We start from the raw sequence: 17041 nt of genomic DNA, 5'->3' as shown, positions 1-17041 counted from the left end.
CGATGGTTGCGGAATTCGGTTTGCTGCCCGATTACGCGGAGTTGTTCTGCCGCTCGAACTTCTCGTTTCTGCATGGCGCGTCGCATGCGGAGGAACTGGTCGAGCGCGCGGTGGAACTCGGCTATCGAGGGATCGCGATCACCGACGAATGCTCGCTCGCCGGCGCGCCGCGCATGCATGTCGCGGCAAAAGCGCAAGGGCTGCCGCTCGTCATCGGTTCGTATTTCGACGTCACGCCGGATGAAGTCGCCCCGGGTCACGATCCGGGCCCCGGTGCGTTCGGACTCGTGTTGCTGGCGCAGAACCGCGAGGGCTACGGCAACCTGTCCGAGCTGATTTCATGGCGGCGGATGGAGGCGCCGAAGGGAACCTACCGGCTGACGTCGAGGATGTTGTCGAGGCCGCCGGAGGCTTTCGCTCATCTGCGCGGCATGCCCGACTGTTTCGCGATTCTCGTGCCCGCGTATCCGGTGCGTGCGGAGGTACTCGATGCGCAGGTCGCATGGTTTCGCGCGACCTTCGGCGAGCGTGCGCGGCTCGGGCTCGTGCAGTTGCAGCGCGCGCTGGACGGCCCGCAGCGCGACGAGATTCGGGACGCAGGCGAGCGGCGCGGCGTACCTGTCGTCGCGCTCGGCGACGTGACGATGCATCGGCGCTCATGCAAGCCGCTGCAGGACGTGATGACGGCGATCCGCGTCGGGATGCCGGTGTCGGAATGCGGCTATGCGCTCGCGCCGAATGCGGAGCAGCATCTGCGTGCGCGCGGGCGGATTGCGAAACTGTTTGCGCCGGACGAGATCGCGGAGACCTGCGCGATTCTCGATGCGTGCGATTTCGAACTCGACTCGCTGCGCTACGAGTATCCGGACGAGATCGTGCCTGAAGGTCATACGCCGACGAGCTATCTGGAACAGGAAACCCTGGCGGGCGCGCGCCGTCGCTATGCCGGGGAGCCGCCGGCTCATGTCATGGAGCGGATCGGCTACGAGTTGACGCTGATCGCGAAGCTGAGCTACGAACCGTTCTTCCTGACGGTGTACGACATCGTCAAGTTCGCACGTAGCCAGAACATCCTGTGCCAGGGGCGCGGCTCTGCGGCGAACTCGGTCGTCTGCTATTGCCTCGGCATCACCGAAGTCGATCCCGACCAGAGCACGATGCTGTTCGAGCGCTTCATCAGCGAGAAACGTGGCGAGCCGCCCGATATCGACGTCGACTTCGAGCATCAGCGCCGGGAAGAAGTCATTCAGCATATCTACGAAAAATACGGCAAGCATCGCGCCGCACTCGCGGCGGCCGTTTCGACGTATCGCCCGCGCGGCGTGCTGCGGGAAATCGGCAAGGCGCTCGGCGTCGATCCGATGCTGGTCGATCGCGTCGCGAAGGGGCATCGCTGGTTCGACGGCAGCCGCGACCTGCTGCAGCAATTCGCGTCGACCGGGCTCGATCCGGCCACGCCGATCATTCGCGCATGGGCCGAACTCGCGGGGCGCTTGCTCAACTTTCCGCGCCACCTGTCGCAGCATTCGGGCGGCTTCGTGATCAGCCGCGGCAAGCTCACGCGGCTCGTGCCGGTAGAAAACGCAGCGATGGACGGGCGGCGCGTCATTCAGTGGGACAAGGATGATCTCGAATCGCTCAAGCTGATGAAGGTCGACGTGCTCGCGCTTGGCATGCTGTCGGCGCTGCATCGCGCGTTCGACATGCGCACCGCATGGCGCGGGCCAGAGCAGGACGGCGAGCCATTCACGCTGAAGCATATTCCGCAGGATGACGAAGCAACCTACGACATGATCTGCCGTGCCGATACGGTCGGCGTGTTCCAGATCGAATCGCGTGCGCAGATGTCGATGCTGCCGCGGCTGAAGCCGCGCAACTACTACGACCTCGTCGTGCAGGTGTCGATCGTGCGGCCCGGGCCGATCCAGGGCGGCGCCGTGCATCCGTATCTGAAGCGGCGCAGGATCGTGGCCGGCGAAGAGGAGGGGGAAGTCACGTATCCGAGCGAGGCGCTCAAGGAAGTGCTCGTTCGCACGCTCGGCGTGCCGATCTTCCAGGAGCAGGTGATGCAGATCGCGATGGTCGCGGCCGGATTCACGCCAGGCGAGGCCGACCAGTTGCGTCGCGCGATGGCGGCGTGGAAGCGCAGGGGCGATCTCGGCCCGTATCACGACAAGATCGTCGACGGAATGCTCGAACGCGGCTACACGCGCGAATTCGCCGAGCAGATCTTCGAGCAGATCAAGGGCTTCGGCGAATACGGCTTCCCCGAGAGCCACGCGGCCAGCTTCGCGAAACTCGCGTACGCGAGCAGCTGGCTCAAATGCCATGAACCCGCGATCTTCGTCGCGTCGCTGCTGAACAGCCAGCCGATGGGGTTCTACGCGCCCGCGCAGCTCGTGCAGGACGCGAAGCGCCACGGCGTGAAGGTGTTTCCGGCCGACGTCACGCGCAGCAGCTGGGAAGCGTCGCTCGAAGCGCTGCCCGGCCAGCCGCCGCCGCACGGCCAGCCCGCAGTGCGGCTCGGCCTGTCGCTGGTGCGCGGTCTCGGCGAGGCCGCCGCGCGGCGCATCGAGGCCGCGCGCGCGGCCGGCCCGTTCGAGAACGTCGACGCGCTCGCGCGCCGCGCGCAGCTCGAACGGCGCGATCTCGAAGCGCTCGCCGCCGCGAACGCGCTCGCGACGCTCGCCGGCCATCGCCGCGATGCATTATGGCAAGCCGTCGCCGCAGCTCCCGAACGCGACCTGCTCGCCGCCGCGCCGATCGACGAAACGGAGCAGCCCGTGCTCGGCGCGCCGTCGGAAGCCGACGACATCCTCGCCGACTATCACACCACCGGCCTCACGCTGAACCGCCACCCGGTCGCGCTGCTGCGGCCCGCGTTGCGCGCGCAGCGGCTGTCGTCCGCGGCCGAGTTGCGCGATCGTCCCGACGGCCGGCTCGCGCGCGCGTGCGGGCTCGTGATCGCGCGGCAGATGCCGGGCACCGCGAAGGGCGTGATGTTCATGACGCTCGAGGACGAGACGGGCTGCGTGAACGTGATCGTGCGGCCCGAACTGCTCGCGCGGCAGCGCCGCGAAACGCTCGATTCGCGGCTGCTCGCGGCGTCGGGCGTGTGGCAGGTCGTCAGCGACGTGCGGCACCTCGTCGCGCAGCATTTCGAGGACCTGACGCCGCTGCTCGGCGGCCTGCGCACGTCGAGCCGCGAGTTCCACTGACGCGGCGCGCCGGCACGCCGCCGGATGCATACCAGTCGACCGAACTGGTTCTATTCAGGTATCGTTTTCAGCGCCCAAAACCCGTCAAATCCGGCACCGGAACTGTCCCCTTGCATACCAATCCGGGTAAATCCCTATCCTGCATCATGTTGTAAACAAAGGCTTTCCCGCTACTAAACCGCTTGCCTGGCAAGGCTTCCGGCGATTTTCACCTCTCTAATACCAGTTCGTTGACTGGTATTATGGTGGTTATATAATGCGTTCACTTTCGACGGTCCAAGATCGTCGTCCGACACCCGGAGGCACATGGAAACCGGCTGGTCCGAACTGGCGCCCGATCCCCTCGACGACACGCCGCTGTATCTGCAGCTCGCCCGCAACCTGGCGCGCGCGATTCACGCCGGCGCGTGGCGCGCCGGCGAGGCGCTGCCGTCGGAGCGGCTGCTGTCGGGGTCGGTCGGCGTGTCGCGGATCACGGCCCGCCGTGCGCTCGCGCTGCTGGTGGAGCAGGGGCTGATCAAGCGGGTGCGCGGGGCGGGCAGCTTCATCACGCCGCGCGTCGCCGATCCGCTGTCGCGTCTCGTCGGCTTCACCGCGAAGATGCAGCAGCGCGGTTTCGTGCCCGATTCGGTGTGGCTGTCGCGCACGCTGCGCGCCGCGCGCCGCGACGAGATCACGCGTCTCGGCCTCGCGCCGGGCGCGACGGTCGCGCGGCTGGAGCGGTTGCGCCGCGCGGACGGCCTCGTGATGGCCGTCGAGCATTCGACGCTGCCGGCCGCGGCGGTGCCGGATCCGCAGGCGCTCGGCGCGTCGCTGTACGAATACCTCGACGCCCGCGGGATGACCGTCGTGCGCGCGCTGCAGCACTTTCGCGCGTCGAACGCGACGCACGACATCGCGAAGTGGATGGCGGTGAAGCCGGGCTCGGCCCTGCTCGTGATCACGCGCATCGGCTACGGCGTCGACCAGCGCGCGATCGAAGTGACCGAAACGTATTGCCGCGACGACTATTACGACTTCGTCGCCGAACTGAAACGCTGACGCGCGAGACTGCCCGCGCGCCACGTGCAATGAAGCACAACGCATTTGCAAATCGCGACGCGGATGTCCGCGTCACCAGATCATCAAGAGAAACGTCATGCTGACTGGAAACATCCTCACCCCCGACGGCTGGATTCACGGCTCGCTCGACAGCGAGAACGGCCGCATCACCACGCTCGACGGCACGCCCGCCGATCCCGCGAAGAACGACGCGCCGTACATCCTGCCCGGCTTCATCGACCTGCACGTGCACGGCGGCGGCGGCGCCGACGTGATGGAAGGCGGCGACGCGATCGAGACGATCGCGCGCACGCACGCGCAGTTCGGCACGACGAGCCTGCTCGCGACGACGATGACCGCGCCGCGCGACGAACTGATGCAGGTCGTCGCGAACCTCGGCACCGTCGCCCGCACCCGCACGCAGGGTGGCGCGCGCGTGCTCGGCGTGCACCTCGAAGGACCGTACATCAACCCCGGAAAGCTCGGCGCGCAGCCGGACGCGGCCGTGTCGGCCGTGCTCGACGAAGTGCTGAAGTACCTGTCGATCGCGCCGATCCGCGTCGTCACGCTCGCGCCGGAAATCGCCGGCCACATCGAGATCATCGGCGAGATGGCCGCGCGCGGCGTGCGCGTGCAGCTCGGCCACTCGCTCGCGACCTACGACGATGCCGTCGCCGCGCTCAAGCACGGCGCGTGTGGTTTCACGCACCTGTTCAACGCGATGTCGCCGCTGCATCACCGCAACCCGGGCCTCGTCGGCGCCGCGCTCGCGCATGCCGAGTACGCGGAAATCATCCCCGACCTGCTGCACGTGCATCCGGGCGCGATTCGTGCCGCGCTGCGCGCGATTCCGCGCCTGTACGTCGTGACCGACAGCACGTCCGCCACCGGCATGCCCGACGGCGAATACCGGCTCGGCAGCCAGCACGTAACCAAGTGCCTCGGCGGCGTGCGGCTCGCCGACGGCACGCTCGCCGGCTCCACACTGACGATGGACCAGGCGCTGCGCAACCTCGTGTCGCTCGGCCTGCCGATCGCCGACGTGTCGAACCGGATGTCGCGCTATGCGGCCGACTACCTCGGCGTCACCGATCGCGGCCGCCTCGAGCGCGGCGCATGGGCCGACCTCGTCGTGTTCGATCGCGACCTGAACCTCACCGCGACCTACGTCGAAGGAGAATCGATTGTCGAATATGCTTAAGGAAGCGCGCGAGTCCGCCCAGGTCGTCGCCGCGCAACTCGCCGACACGACGCGCGTCGAAACGCTCGCCGCGCAACTGCTCGATCACCCGCCGGCCGTCGCGCTGACGGTCGCGCGCGGCAGCTCGGATCACGCCGCCAGCTATTTCGCGAGCCTGACGATGAGCCGCCTCGGCGTGCCCGTCGCGTCGCTGCCGATGTCGGTCGCGACGCTGCAGCAGGCGCCGCTGAAGGTGCAGGACCAGCTCGCGCTCGCATTCTCCCAGTCGGGCAAGAGCCCCGATCTCGTCAACACGATGGCCGCGCTGCGCGAAGCCGGCGCGCGCACCGTCGCCGCCGTCAACGTGCTGCCGTCGCCGCTCGCCGACGCGTGCGAGCACCAGCTGCCGCTCCTGGCCGGCCCCGAGCTGTCGGTCGCCGCGACCAAGAGCTACATCGCGATGCTGTCGCTGTCCGCGCAGATCGTCGCGTACTGGCAGCGCGACGCCGCGCTGATGACGGCATTGCGCGGCCTGCCCGACGTGCTCGCGCAGGCCGGCCGCCTCGACTGGTCGCCGGCCGTCGCCGCGCTCGCGGGCGTCGAGCGGATGATCGTGATCGGCCGCGGCCTCGGGCTTGCGATCGCGCAGGAAGCCGCGCTGAAGCTGAAGGAAACCTCCGGCATCCAGGCCGAGGCATTCTCGAGCGCCGAAGTCCGGCACGGCCCGATGGAGCTGATCGACCGCGACTATCCGCTGCTCGTGTTCGCGCCGCCGGGGCCCGAGCAGGCCGGGCTGCTGCAGCTCGCGCAGGACATGCGCGCACGCGGCGCGGCCGTGCTGCTCGCGGCGCCCGCCGGCACGCCCGGCGCGACCTTGCCGCTCGCGCAGTCCGCCCATTCGGCGCTCGACCCGATCGCCGCCATTCTTTCGTTCTACGTGATGGCGGCGGATCTCGCCGTCGCGCGCGGCCGCAATCCCGACACGCCGCGCCACCTGAACAAAGTCACCGAAACGCACTGATAGCCGAGACAGCCGATGAGACGCGCCGAGGAGTCCCAGTTGAAGAGTTCCACCCATGATCAGATCGTCCTGCTCAGCCCCCTGACCGGGCCGATCGTCGCGCTGGCCGATGTGCCCGATCCGGTGTTCTCCGGCGGGATGTTCGGCGACGGCATCGGCATCGACCCGCTCGCGGGCCAGCTCGTCGCCCCGTGCGCCGGCGTCGTGTCGCATCTCGCGCGCACCGGCCATGCGGTGACGATCACGACGCCGCAAGGCGCGGAAGTGCTGCTGCATATCGGCATCGACACCGTCGAGCTGAACGGGCAGGGCTTCACCGCCCACGTCGAAGCCGGCGCACGCGTCGACGCGGGCGACCTGCTGATCGAGTTCGACCAGGACGCGGTCGCGCGCAGCGCGCATTCGCTGGTTTCGGTGATCGCGATCGCGAACTCCGACGCGTTCGACGTCGTCGAGCGCGCGAGCGGTTTCGCGACGGCCGGCGAGACGCCGATCCTGACGCTGCGCGGCAAGGGCGAAGCGGCCGCGCAGGCGGCGCAGGCCGGCGCCGCGGCGATGAACGAAGTGCGTCGCGAACTCGTGCTGACGCAGCCGGGCGGCCTGCATGCCCGGCCGGCCGCACGCGCACGCGAATCCGTGCGCGGCTTCGACGCGACGGTCGACGTGCAGTTCGACGGCCGCAAGGCGTCGATCGCGAGCGTCGTGGGCCTGCTCGCCCTTGGTGCCGGCGAAGGCGCGACGATCGAGCTGATCGGTCGCGGCGCGCACGCGCAGCAGGCCGTCGACGCGGTCGAGCACGAGCTGCTGCGCGAAGCGCACGGCGAAGTCGAGGAGAAGCCGGCGCGGCTGCGTTCGCCCGCACCGCAGCCGATCGTGCACGACACCGGCGCGACACTCGATCCGAACACGCTCGCGGGCGTGTGCGCGGCGCCCGGCATCGCGGTCGGCACGCTGGTGCGTCTCGACGATGCGGAGATCGTGCCGCCCGAACAGGCGAGCGGCACGCCCGCATCGGAAAGCCGCCGGCTCGACCAGGCGCTGACGGCGGTCGACGCCGAACTCGACGAAACGGTGCGCAACGCATCGGCGCGCGGCGCGGTCGGCGAGGCGGGGATCTTCGCGGTGCATCGCGTGCTGCTCGAAGACCCGACGCTGGTCGACGCGGCGCGCGACCAGATCAGCCTCGGCAAGAGCGCGGGCTTCGCGTGGCGCGCGACGATCCGCGCGCAGATCGACACGCTGTCGAAGCTCGACGATGCGCTGCTCGCCGAGCGCGCGGCCGACCTGCGCGACATCGAGAAGCGCGTGCTGCGCGCGCTCGGCCACACGAGCGGCGCGACCCGCACGCTGCCCGCCGAGGCCGTGCTCGCCGCCGAGGAATTCACGCCGTCGGACCTGTCGTCGCTCGATCGCCAGCGCGTGACCGCGCTCGTGATGGCGCGCGGCGGCGCGACGTCGCATGCGGCGATCATCGCGCGCCAGCTCGGCATTCCGGCGCTCGTCGCGGTCGGCGACGCGCTGTATGCGATTCCCGACGGCACGCAGGTCGTCGTCGATGCGAGCGCGGGCCGTCTCGAACATGCACCGACCGCACTCGACGTCGAACGCGCGCGCCACGAGCGCCAGCGCCTGGACGGCGTGCGCGAGGCGAACCGGAAGCTGGCCGGCGCCGCCGCCGCGACGGTCGACGGCCGCGCCATCGAGGTCGCTGCGAACATCGCGACGCTCGACGACGCGAACACCGCGGTCGACAACGGCGCGGACGCGGTCGGCCTGCTGCGCACCGAGCTGATGTTCATCCATCGCCAGGCCGCGCCGAGCGTCGTCGAGCACCAGCAGAGCTACCAGTCGATCGTCGATGCGCTGCAGGGCCGCACGGCGATCATCCGCACGCTCGACGTCGGCGCCGACAAGGAAGTCGACTACCTGACGCTGCCGCCCGAGCCGAACCCGGCGCTTGGCCTGCGCGGCATCCGCCTCGCGCAGGTGCGCCCCGATCTGCTCGACGATCAGCTGCAGGGCCTGCTCGCGGTGAAGCCGTTCGGCGCGGTGCGCATCCTGCTGCCGATGGTGACGGATGCCGGGGAACTCGTGCGGCTGCGCCAGCGCATCGACGAATTCGCGCGGGCGCAGGGCCGCACCGAGCCGATCGAGGTGGGCGTGATGATCGAGGTGCCGTCGGCGGCGCTGCTCGCCGACCAGCTCGCGCAGCACGCGGATTTCCTGTCGATCGGCACCAACGACCTGACGCAGTACACGCTCGCGATGGATCGCTGCCAGGCCGATCTGGCCGCGCAGTCCGACGGCCTGCATCCGGCCGTGCTGCGCCTGATCGACATCGCGGTGCGCGGCGCCGCGAAGCACGGCAAGTGGGTCGGCGTGTGCGGCGCGCTGGGCGGCGATCCGCTCGCCGTGCCGATTCTCGTCGGCCTCGGCGTGACCGAACTGTCGGTCGACCCGGTGTCGGTGCCGGGCATCAAGGCGCGCGTGCGCCGTCTCGATTACCAGCTGTGTCGCCAGCGTGCGCAGGATCTGCTCGCACTCGACTCGGCACAGGCGGTAAGGGCAGCAAGCCGCGAGGTCTGGCCGCTCGACTGAACGTCGACGGCGGGCGCGCGACCCGTTTCACTACGCAAGCAATTAGGTCAACGACGCTTAATGACGAGACATGGATTGGAGGATTGAATGGACGGGAATCCGTTTCTGAAGATACAGGGCCTGGGCCGGGCGCTGATGCTGCCGATCGCGGTGTTGCCGGTCGCCGGCATCCTGCTGCGGCTCGGGCAGCCGGACGTGTTCAACATCAAGATGATCGCCGACGCCGGCGGCGCGATCTTCGACAACCTGCCGCTCCTGTTCGCGATCGGCGTGGCGGTCGGTTTCGCGAAGGACAACAACGGCGTGGCGGCACTCGCGGGCGCGATCGGCTACCTGATCGAAACCGCGATCATGAAGGACATCGATCCCAAGCTGAACATGGGCGTGCTGTCCGGGATCATCGCGGGTGTCGTTGCGGGCCTGCTGTACAACCGCTACAAGGACATCAAGCTGCCCGACTACCTCGCGTTCTTCGGCGGCAAGCGGTTCGTGCCGATCATCACCGGGCTCGTGTGCGTGGTACTCGGCATCGTGTTCGGATACGTGTGGCAGCCGGTCCAGCATCTGATCGACGCGGCCGGCCAGTGGCTGACGACGGCGGGCGCGATCGGTGCGTTCGTGTTCGGCTTCCTGAACCGCCTGCTGCTCGTCACGGGCCTGCACCACATCATCAACTCGCTCGCATGGTTCGTGTTCGGCAACTTCACGCCGCCGGCCGGCGGCGAGCTCGTGCACGGCGACCTGCACCGCTTCTTCGCGGGCGATCCGACCGCGGGCACCTTCATGGCCGGCTTCTTCCCGATCATGATGTTCGGCCTGCCGGCCGCGTGTCTCGCGATGCTGCACGAAGCGCCGAAGGAGCGCCGCGCGATGGTCGGCGGCCTGCTGTTCTCGATGGCGCTCACGTCGTTCCTGACCGGCGTGACCGAGCCGATCGAATTCAGCTTCATGTTCCTCGCGCCGGTGCTGTACGTGATCCACGCGGTACTCACCGGGCTGTCGCTCGCGATCTGCCAGATCCTCGGCGTGAAGCTCGGCTTCACGTTCTCGGCCGGCGCGATCGACTACGTGCTGAACTACGGGCTGTCGACGAAGGGCTGGATCGCGGTGCCGCTCGGCATTGCGTACGGCGTCGCGTACTACGGGCTGTTCCGTTTCTTCATCCGCAAGTTCAACATGGCGACGCCCGGTCGCGAGCCGGCCTCGGTCGACTCGGCAACCGAGTCGTTCGCGTCGGGCGGTTTCGTCGCACCGGCGGCCGGTGCCGCGGCGGCAGCGCCGCGTGCGCAGCGCTACATCGCCGCGCTCGGCGGCGCGGGCAACCTGACGGTCGTCGACGCCTGCACGACGCGCCTGCGCCTGAGCGTCGTCGATCCGGAGAAGGTGTCGGAGCCGGAACTGAAGTCGATCGGCGCGCGCGGCGTGCTCAAGCGCGGCGGCAACAGCGTGCAGGTGATCATCGGGCCGGAGGCGGACATCATCGCCGACGAGATGCGTTCGGCGATCGGCAGCGGTGCGGCCGGTGCCGCGGCGGCGGCCGCGGTCGCGGCCGCGCAGCCGGTCACGGGCGCTGCGGCCGGTCCGCTCGATCCCGATCCGCTGCGTTGGCTTGCGGTGTTCGGCGGCGCGACCAACGTCGCATCGCTCGATGCGATCGCGACCACGCGCCTGCGCGTCGTCGTGCGCGATGCAGCGGCGGTCGATCGCGATCGGCTCGGCGCGCTCGATGTCGCATGGGTGGCGCCGGACACGTTCCATATCGTCTGCGGCAACGCGGCGGCACGCTATGCCGAACAGCTCGGCGCGCGCCTGACGTCGACGGGCGGTGGTGCGGCCATGCAACCGGCATGATGCGATGAGACCGGCCCGATCCGCCTCGCGGATGCGGGCCGCCGGTCGGTAAAACGAAAACGGCTTGCGACGCGTGTGTCGCAAGCCGTTTTTCTCTGTCGGCGCGCGGGCGCGATGCGTGCATCGGCATCGCGCTCAATTGGCATCGACGTGCCGCGCGTGCCGAACGAATGACCCGGACGAAAAAAACCTCGCACGTAGCGAGGTTCGTTCCCGATGGCGCGCGGCGGGGCGCTCAGCCGCCGCCGCGTAATGAGCTGTCAGTCGCGGCGTGCGCGCACCGGCGCTTCCTGCGGCTTCTGCCGCGCTTCGAGCCACATCGCGTTGACGATGCCGAACGACAGCGCGACGCCGATACCGAGAATCCAGCTGAAGTACCACATGATCCGACTCCTTGCGAAACGGTGGGCGAGGGCGCGTGCGCGCCCCGGCCGGGTTCAATACATCGAGTGCTTGTTCTCTTCGAGCGACTGGTGCGTGACCTTGCCGCGCATCACGCGGTACACCCAGCTCGTATAGAGCAGGACGATCGGCAGGAACACGATCACCGCGAACAGCATCACCTGCAGCGTCATGTGGCTCGACGTCGAATCCCACACGGTCAGGCTGCTGCGCGGGTCGAGCGACGACGGCATGATGAACGGGAACATCGAGAAACCCGCGGTCAGGATCACGCCGGCGATCATCAGGCCGGTGCAGAAGAACGCCGTCTTTTCCTGCTCCGAGCCGGCGAGCAGCAGCGCGAGCAGGCCGCCCGCGATCCCGACGACCGGCGCCGCGATCATCCACGGATACTCGCCGTAATTCGCGAGCCACAGGCCCGAGCCGGCCGCCACGTCCTTCAGCAGCGGGTTCGCGACCGTGTCGGTCGGCGCGGCGTGCGTGATGTGGAAGCCGCCGATGGTCGACGCGATCAGCACGCCGGCCAGCACGAACAGCACGACCGCGACGAGCGCCGACACCCGCAGCGCGATCGACGCGCGGCGTGCGATCACGCCGTCGGTCTTCATCTTGATGAATGCCGCGCCGTGCGCGACCAGCATCGTGAGGCTGACGAGCCCGCAGAGCAGCGCGAACGGGTTCAGCAGCGCCCAGAAGCCGCCGTAGTAGGTGACGCGCAGGTCGCTGTCGAACTTGAACGGCACGCCCTGCAGCAGGTTGCCGAACGCGACGCCGAACACCAGCGCGGGCACGAAACCGCCGACGAACAGGCCCCAGTCCCAGCCCGCGCGCCAGCGCGGGTCGGGCCGCTTGCTGCGATAGTCGAAGCCGACCGGCCGGAAGAACAGCGCGAACAGCACGAGCAGCATCGCGAAGTAGAAGCCGGAGAACGACGCGGCATAGACGAGCGGCCAGGCGGCGAACATCGCGCCGCCGGCCGTGATCAGCCACACCTGGTTGCCTTCCCACGTCGCACCGACCGTGTTGACGATGATGCGGCGCTCCTCGTCGGTCTTGCCGAGGAACGGCAGCAGCGCGGTCGCGCCCATGTCGAAGCCGTCGGTGACGGCGAAGCCGATCAGCAGCACGCCGACGAGCAGCCACCAGATCAGCTTGAGAGTTGCATAGTCCATAGCGATTCCTTGTTCCGTTGCGGGGGCGTGCTCAAACCGCGGCACGCTCGCCGGCTGCGGCGAGTTCGTGGTGATAGCGGCCGGTATGCAGCGACGACGGGCCGAGGCGCGCGTACTTGAACATCAGCTTGATCTCGATGACGAACAGTGCCGTGTAGAACGCGATGAAACCGGCGAGGCTCAGGTACAGGTCCGTCGACGTCAGGCTGGACGCGGACAGATGCGTCGGCAGGATGCCCGCGATCGTCCACGGCTGGCGACCGAGCTCGGCGACGACCCAGCCGAATTCCGCGGCGAGCCACGGCAGCGGGATCGCCCACACCGCATAGCGCAGGAACCAGCGGCGGTTGTCCTGCAGCAGCTCGCGGCGCGCGCAGAACCAGAACGCGGCGACGAAGGTCGCGAGGAACAGGAAGCCGAGGAACACCATGATCCGGAACGAGAAGAACACGGGCGCGACCGGCGGAATGGTCTTCTTCGCGGCGGCCTTGATCTGATCCGGCGTCGCATCGGTCACGTTCGGCGTGAACTGCTTGAGCATCAGCCCGTAGCCGAGATACTGCTTGTGCTGGTCGAACAATGCGCGGGTCGCGTCGCTCGTGTCGCCCTGCTTGATCTTCTGCAATGCGCCGTACGCGACCATCCCGCTCTGGATGTGTTCCTCGCTGCGCTTCGCGAGCTCGCGCAGGCCGATCACCGGCTCGTCGATCGAGCGCGTCGCGATCAGGCCGAGCGCGTACGGGATCTTGATCGCGTAGTCGGTGCGCTCTTCCTTCTGGTTCGGGATGCCGATCAGCGTGAACGACGCCGGCGCCGGCTGGGTTTCCCATTCCGATTCGATCGCGGCGAGCTTCATCTTCTGCACTTCGCCGGTCGTATAGCCCGACTCGTCGCCGAGCACGATCACGCAAAGCGTCGACGCGAGACCGAAGCCGGCCGCGACCGCGAACGAGCGCAGCGCGAAATCGGTGTCGCGCTTCTTCAGCAGATACCACGACGAGATGCCGAGCACGAACATCGCGGCCGTCACGTAGCCGGCCGACACGGTGTGCACGAACTTCACCTGCGCGACCGGGTTGAACAGCACGTCGAACAGGTTCGTCAACTCCATGCGCATCGTCTGGTAGTTGAACTCGGCGCCGACCGGGTTGTTCATCCAGCCGTTCGCGACGAGGATCCACAGCGCGGACAGGTTCGAGCCCAGTGCGACGAGGAACGTGACCATCAGGTGCTTGACCTTCGACAGGCGGTTCCAGCCGAAGAAGAACAGGCCGACGAACGTCGATTCGAGGAAGAACGCCATCAGGCCCTCGACCGCGAGCGGCACGCCGAAGATATCGCCGACATAGTGCGAGTAGTACGACCAGTTCGTGCCGAACTGGAACTCGAGCGTGATGCCGGTCGTCACGCCCATCGCGAAGTTGATCCCGAACAACTTGCCCCAGAACTGCGTCATGTCCTTGTAGACCTGTTTGCCGGTCATCACGTAGACGGCTTCCATGATGACGAGCAGCCAGGACAGGCCGAGCGTCAGCGGCACGAACAGGAAGTGGTAGAGCGCCGTGATGCCGAACTGCAGACGCGACAGATCGACGACTTCGCTACTTATCATGGTGGTCTCCCTCGGTAGATGCAGGCGCCGGCACCGAGAGCAGCTTCTCGGCGACGACGGCAGGCGGCAGCGACATGTGCTCGGCCTGCGGATGATTGAAGAATGCGTATTTGAGCGACATCAGGAGGATCAGCTTGACGATCAGCACCAGCGTGATGTCGCGCATGAGGGTCGGCCCGCGCGCCCACGCGGCGATGCGTGCGCGCCAGCCGCTGCCTGTGGCCTGCGGGGGACGCGGCGCAGGCGCTTTATTGATCGAGATCAAGGTGATTATCCTGAATCGATTTACATCGGTTTTGGGGCGACTTTACGTCGGATTTATGACGGCAGTTAAGCTGTTTTAATCCTTTTGAGCCGACATGCCAATTTTAAAATGCCGGCTTTCCGATGCCGAGTGCGGCGATGCGGCAGACCGTCGCGAAGCGCGTGCCGAAACTTGAGGCAGATCAAGGTTATGCGGAAGGGGCCGGAATTCGCCCGATACCCGATCAACAAGGTCGATTAATCAGACACGATCGAGGCTAAAAACGACAGACGAAAAAAAACCGCTGCCGGGCGGGCAGCGGTTTTGGGTGAAGCGCTCTAAATTGCGGATTCAGGCGTATTCGGCAAGTGCGGTGCGCATCTTCTTCATGGCGCTCGCTTCGATCTGGCGGATGCGTTCCGCCGATACGCCGAACTCGGCCGCGAGATCGTGCAGCGTCGAGCCGCCCGAGCCGTCGTCGTCGACGTTCAGCCAGCGCGCCTCGATGATCCGGCGGCTGCGGGCGTCGAGCGCCTCGAGCGCCTGCGCGATGCCGTCCGTCTGCAGCATGTCGCGCTGACGCGCGGCGAGCACGGCGGTTGGCTCGTTGTGCGAATCGGCCAGGTAGGCGATCGGCGCGTACGACTCCTCGCCGTCTTCCACTTGGCCCTCGAGTGCGATGTCGCCGCCCGACAGGCGCGTTTCCATCTCGGTCACGTCTTCGCGCTTGACGTTGAGCTCGTGCGCGAGGCCGTCGATTTCCTCGGGCGTCATCGCCTGCATGCTCTTCTTGTGGCTGCGCAGGTTGAAGAACAGCTTGCGCTGCGCCTTCGTCGTCGCGACCTTCACCATCCGCCAGTTGCGCAGGATGTACTCGTGGATCTCGGCCTTGATCCAGTGGATCGCGTACGACACCAGACGCACGTTTTGCGCCGGGTCGAAACGCTTCACCGCCTTCATCAGGCCGATGTTGCCTTCCTGGATCAGGTCGCCGTGCGGCAGGCCGTAGCCGAGATAGTTGCGCGCGATCGACACGACGAGCCGCAGGTGCGACAGCACGAGGCGGCGTGCCGAGTCGAGGTTGTTGTCTTCGCGGAATTCGGTCGCGTACTGGCGTTCCTCTTCGGCGCTCAGCAGCGGGATCCGGTTGACGGCCTGGATATACGCGTCGATGTTGCCAAGCTGGCCCGGCAACATCGATTGAGTCGCGAGCGCCAGCGAGCCTGCCGATTCGGCCTTGGCCGGCGTCGGGCTCAGGGTATTCGGAAGGGTCAGGGCGTGGCTCACTAAAAAACTCCTTTGGAATCAGGGACAAACCCCTGGTCTCGGATGAGATTCCGGGGCCCATCTTAGCACTCCCGTAATCCGAGTGCTAATTCCTTAGAGGGCACGGGGGCATCCAAGTTCCCAGTTTTCTATCGAACTTGTCGAGTCGATAGTCTAATTTGCGACCGGGGTGGCGGAGGGAAGTTCCGTAAGCCATTGTTTCTGATGGTAATCAGTAGACGATTTCGATTTTTGTAGTTTTGGAAGCAAACAATTTCGCTTCGCGATGCCGATCCGAAAAGTCCTTTACCATACCATTCAGTTCGCTCGGGCCCGGCCGCTGCGGCAAGGCTCCATTCAACCCACAAAGTTGGAGTGTCAGATGAACAATAAGAAGAATCGCCGGCCCCATAGTCGGCTTGCGCTGCACGCGTTGCTGGCGGCGTCGCTGCTGGGCGGATCGGGTGCCGCGTTCGCGGATCGATGGGGAATCCAGGCCGGCGGCGGGTTTTCCGATCGCCACGGGATCGACAAGGGCGATCTCGGCGTCGTATGGGATCCGGGCTGGAACTGGTGGGAAATCGGCGGCTGGCACTTCGCGTTCGTGGTGGAAGGGCACGCCGGCTACTGGCATACGGGCGGCAATGTTCATGGCAGCATCGGCGAATTCGGCGCGCAGCCGATGTTCCGCTTCATCAAGAGCGCGGGCCAGGTGCGTCCGTTCATCGAGGCCGGTGCCGGCATCCGCTTCCTGACTTCCCCGACGATCTCCAACAATCTGTCGCTGGCGACGTCGTTCCAGTTCGTGGACGTCGCCGGCGTTGGCGCCCAGTTCGGAGAACGGCAACAGTATCAGGTCGGTTACCGTTTTCAACATGTGTCTAACGCGGGTATCAAAGAGCCGAATCCTGGTATAAATTTCCACCAGTTCTACGTGCAGTACAACTTCTGATCCGCACGCCGGCGCACGGCGGGCGCGTTGCCGAGGAGTCAGGCGATGGCGAAGGTGGTCGATGCGATTCGCGCGCTCGAGCGCGATCGGTTCCGGGCGATGGTCGACGGAGACGGCGAGGCGCTCGACGCGCAATTGTCGGACAAGGTGTTCTTCGTGCACACCAACGGCAAACGCGAAACCAAGCAGCAGTTCATCGACGCCATCGTCGCCGGCCGCCGCCGCTATCGCCAGATCGAAATCCAGTCGCAGGACCTGCTGCCCGTCGGCGACGCGACCTGCGTCGTCACCGGGCGCGCGTTGATCGAGATGGAAACGAACAACGGCGGGCTGGTGTTTCCGATCGCCTATACGGCCGTCCACACGCATGAGCAGGGCCACTGGCGCCTGCTCGCGTGGCAGGCCACGCGGTGCGCGACCGAGACATGAGCGCGCCTGGCGCTCCTTTTCATGTCCCGACCGAAGCGGCCTTCTGGGCCGCTTT

General features: G+C 67.1%; 13 protein-coding genes. 8 read left to right on the top strand and 5 right to left on the bottom strand.

Annotated features, from left to right (window positions below):
* The first annotated feature begins 2 nt into the window (after window positions 1-2).
* From DID98_RS20645 to nagE, 6 genes are all read left to right on the top strand, one after another.
* Window positions 3-3218 carry an error-prone DNA polymerase gene (locus tag DID98_RS20645; RefSeq protein ID WP_124571324.1) on the top strand — a complete coding sequence of 1072 codons (3216 nt, stop codon included), beginning with the start codon at window positions 3-5 and terminating at the stop codon, window positions 3216-3218.
* A 306-nt stretch (window positions 3219-3524) separates the two neighbouring features.
* Window positions 3525-4259, top strand: coding sequence for a GntR family transcriptional regulator (locus DID98_RS20640; protein WP_124571323.1), 735 nt, complete (start codon window positions 3525-3527; stop codon window positions 4257-4259).
* Window positions 4260-4356: 97 nt separating this feature from the next.
* Window positions 4357-5460: an N-acetylglucosamine-6-phosphate deacetylase gene (nagA, locus tag DID98_RS20635; RefSeq protein ID WP_044849197.1), complete on the top strand. Its 1104-nt coding sequence runs from the start codon at window positions 4357-4359 to the stop codon at window positions 5458-5460.
* Window positions 5453-6460, top strand: a complete 1008-nt coding sequence (locus DID98_RS20630) for an SIS domain-containing protein (RefSeq protein WP_124486632.1) — start codon at window positions 5453-5455, stop codon at window positions 6458-6460. The genes nagA and DID98_RS20630 overlap by 8 nt, the downstream gene beginning before the upstream one ends.
* Before the next feature lie 15 nt (window positions 6461-6475).
* Entirely contained in the window at window positions 6476-9058 is a 2583-nt protein-coding gene (ptsP, locus tag DID98_RS20625; RefSeq protein WP_124571322.1) for a phosphoenolpyruvate--protein phosphotransferase, read from the top strand.
* Between the two features lie 87 nt (window positions 9059-9145).
* On the top strand, window positions 9146-10909 hold the full coding sequence (gene nagE / locus DID98_RS20620; RefSeq protein WP_124571321.1) for an N-acetylglucosamine-specific PTS transporter subunit IIBC: 1764 nt from the start codon (window positions 9146-9148) through the stop codon (window positions 10907-10909).
* 260 nt (window positions 10910-11169) lie between these two features.
* Here nagE and cydX read toward each other — a convergent pair whose 3' ends face one another.
* The 5 genes from cydX to rpoH form a co-directional block, all read right to left on the bottom strand.
* Window positions 11170-11292 (bottom strand): cytochrome bd-I oxidase subunit CydX, encoded by a 123-nt coding sequence (gene cydX, locus DID98_RS20615; RefSeq protein ID WP_006483737.1) that lies wholly within the window; start codon window positions 11290-11292, stop codon window positions 11170-11172.
* A gap of 54 nt (window positions 11293-11346) precedes the next feature.
* On the bottom strand, window positions 11347-12483 hold the full coding sequence (cydB, locus tag DID98_RS20610; protein ID WP_124571320.1) for a cytochrome d ubiquinol oxidase subunit II: 1137 nt from the start codon (window positions 12481-12483) through the stop codon (window positions 11347-11349).
* Between the two features lie 31 nt (window positions 12484-12514).
* Window positions 12515-14095, bottom strand: coding sequence for a cytochrome ubiquinol oxidase subunit I (locus DID98_RS20605; protein WP_044847486.1), 1581 nt, complete (start codon window positions 14093-14095; stop codon window positions 12515-12517).
* Window positions 14085-14360 (bottom strand): cytochrome oxidase putative small subunit CydP, encoded by a 276-nt coding sequence (cydP, locus tag DID98_RS20600; RefSeq protein ID WP_124486518.1) that lies wholly within the window; start codon window positions 14358-14360, stop codon window positions 14085-14087. The genes DID98_RS20605 and cydP overlap by 11 nt, the downstream gene beginning before the upstream one ends.
* A 330-nt stretch (window positions 14361-14690) precedes the next feature.
* The gene (gene rpoH / locus DID98_RS20595) at window positions 14691-15626 is read right to left on the bottom strand and encodes an RNA polymerase sigma factor RpoH (RefSeq protein ID WP_124571319.1); all 936 of its coding nucleotides are present in this window, start codon (window positions 15624-15626) and stop codon (window positions 14691-14693) included.
* A 361-nt stretch (window positions 15627-15987) separates the two neighbouring features.
* On the opposite strand from rpoH, the gene DID98_RS20590 reads away from it, so the two are divergent.
* On the top strand, window positions 15988-16557 hold the full coding sequence (locus DID98_RS20590) for an acyloxyacyl hydrolase (protein WP_124520732.1): 570 nt from the start codon (window positions 15988-15990) through the stop codon (window positions 16555-16557).
* Between the two features lie 45 nt (window positions 16558-16602).
* A complete protein-coding gene (locus DID98_RS20585; RefSeq protein WP_057926513.1) occupies window positions 16603-16986 on the top strand; it encodes a nuclear transport factor 2 family protein in 384 nt (127 codons plus the stop codon).
* Window positions 16987-17041: the final 55 nt, after the last annotated feature.

This window comes from Burkholderia sp. Bp8984 (assembly GCF_003853755.1).
GTDB lineage: Bacteria > Pseudomonadota > Gammaproteobacteria > Burkholderiales > Burkholderiaceae > Burkholderia.
This window is presented reverse-complemented; position numbering and strand designations above follow the sequence as displayed.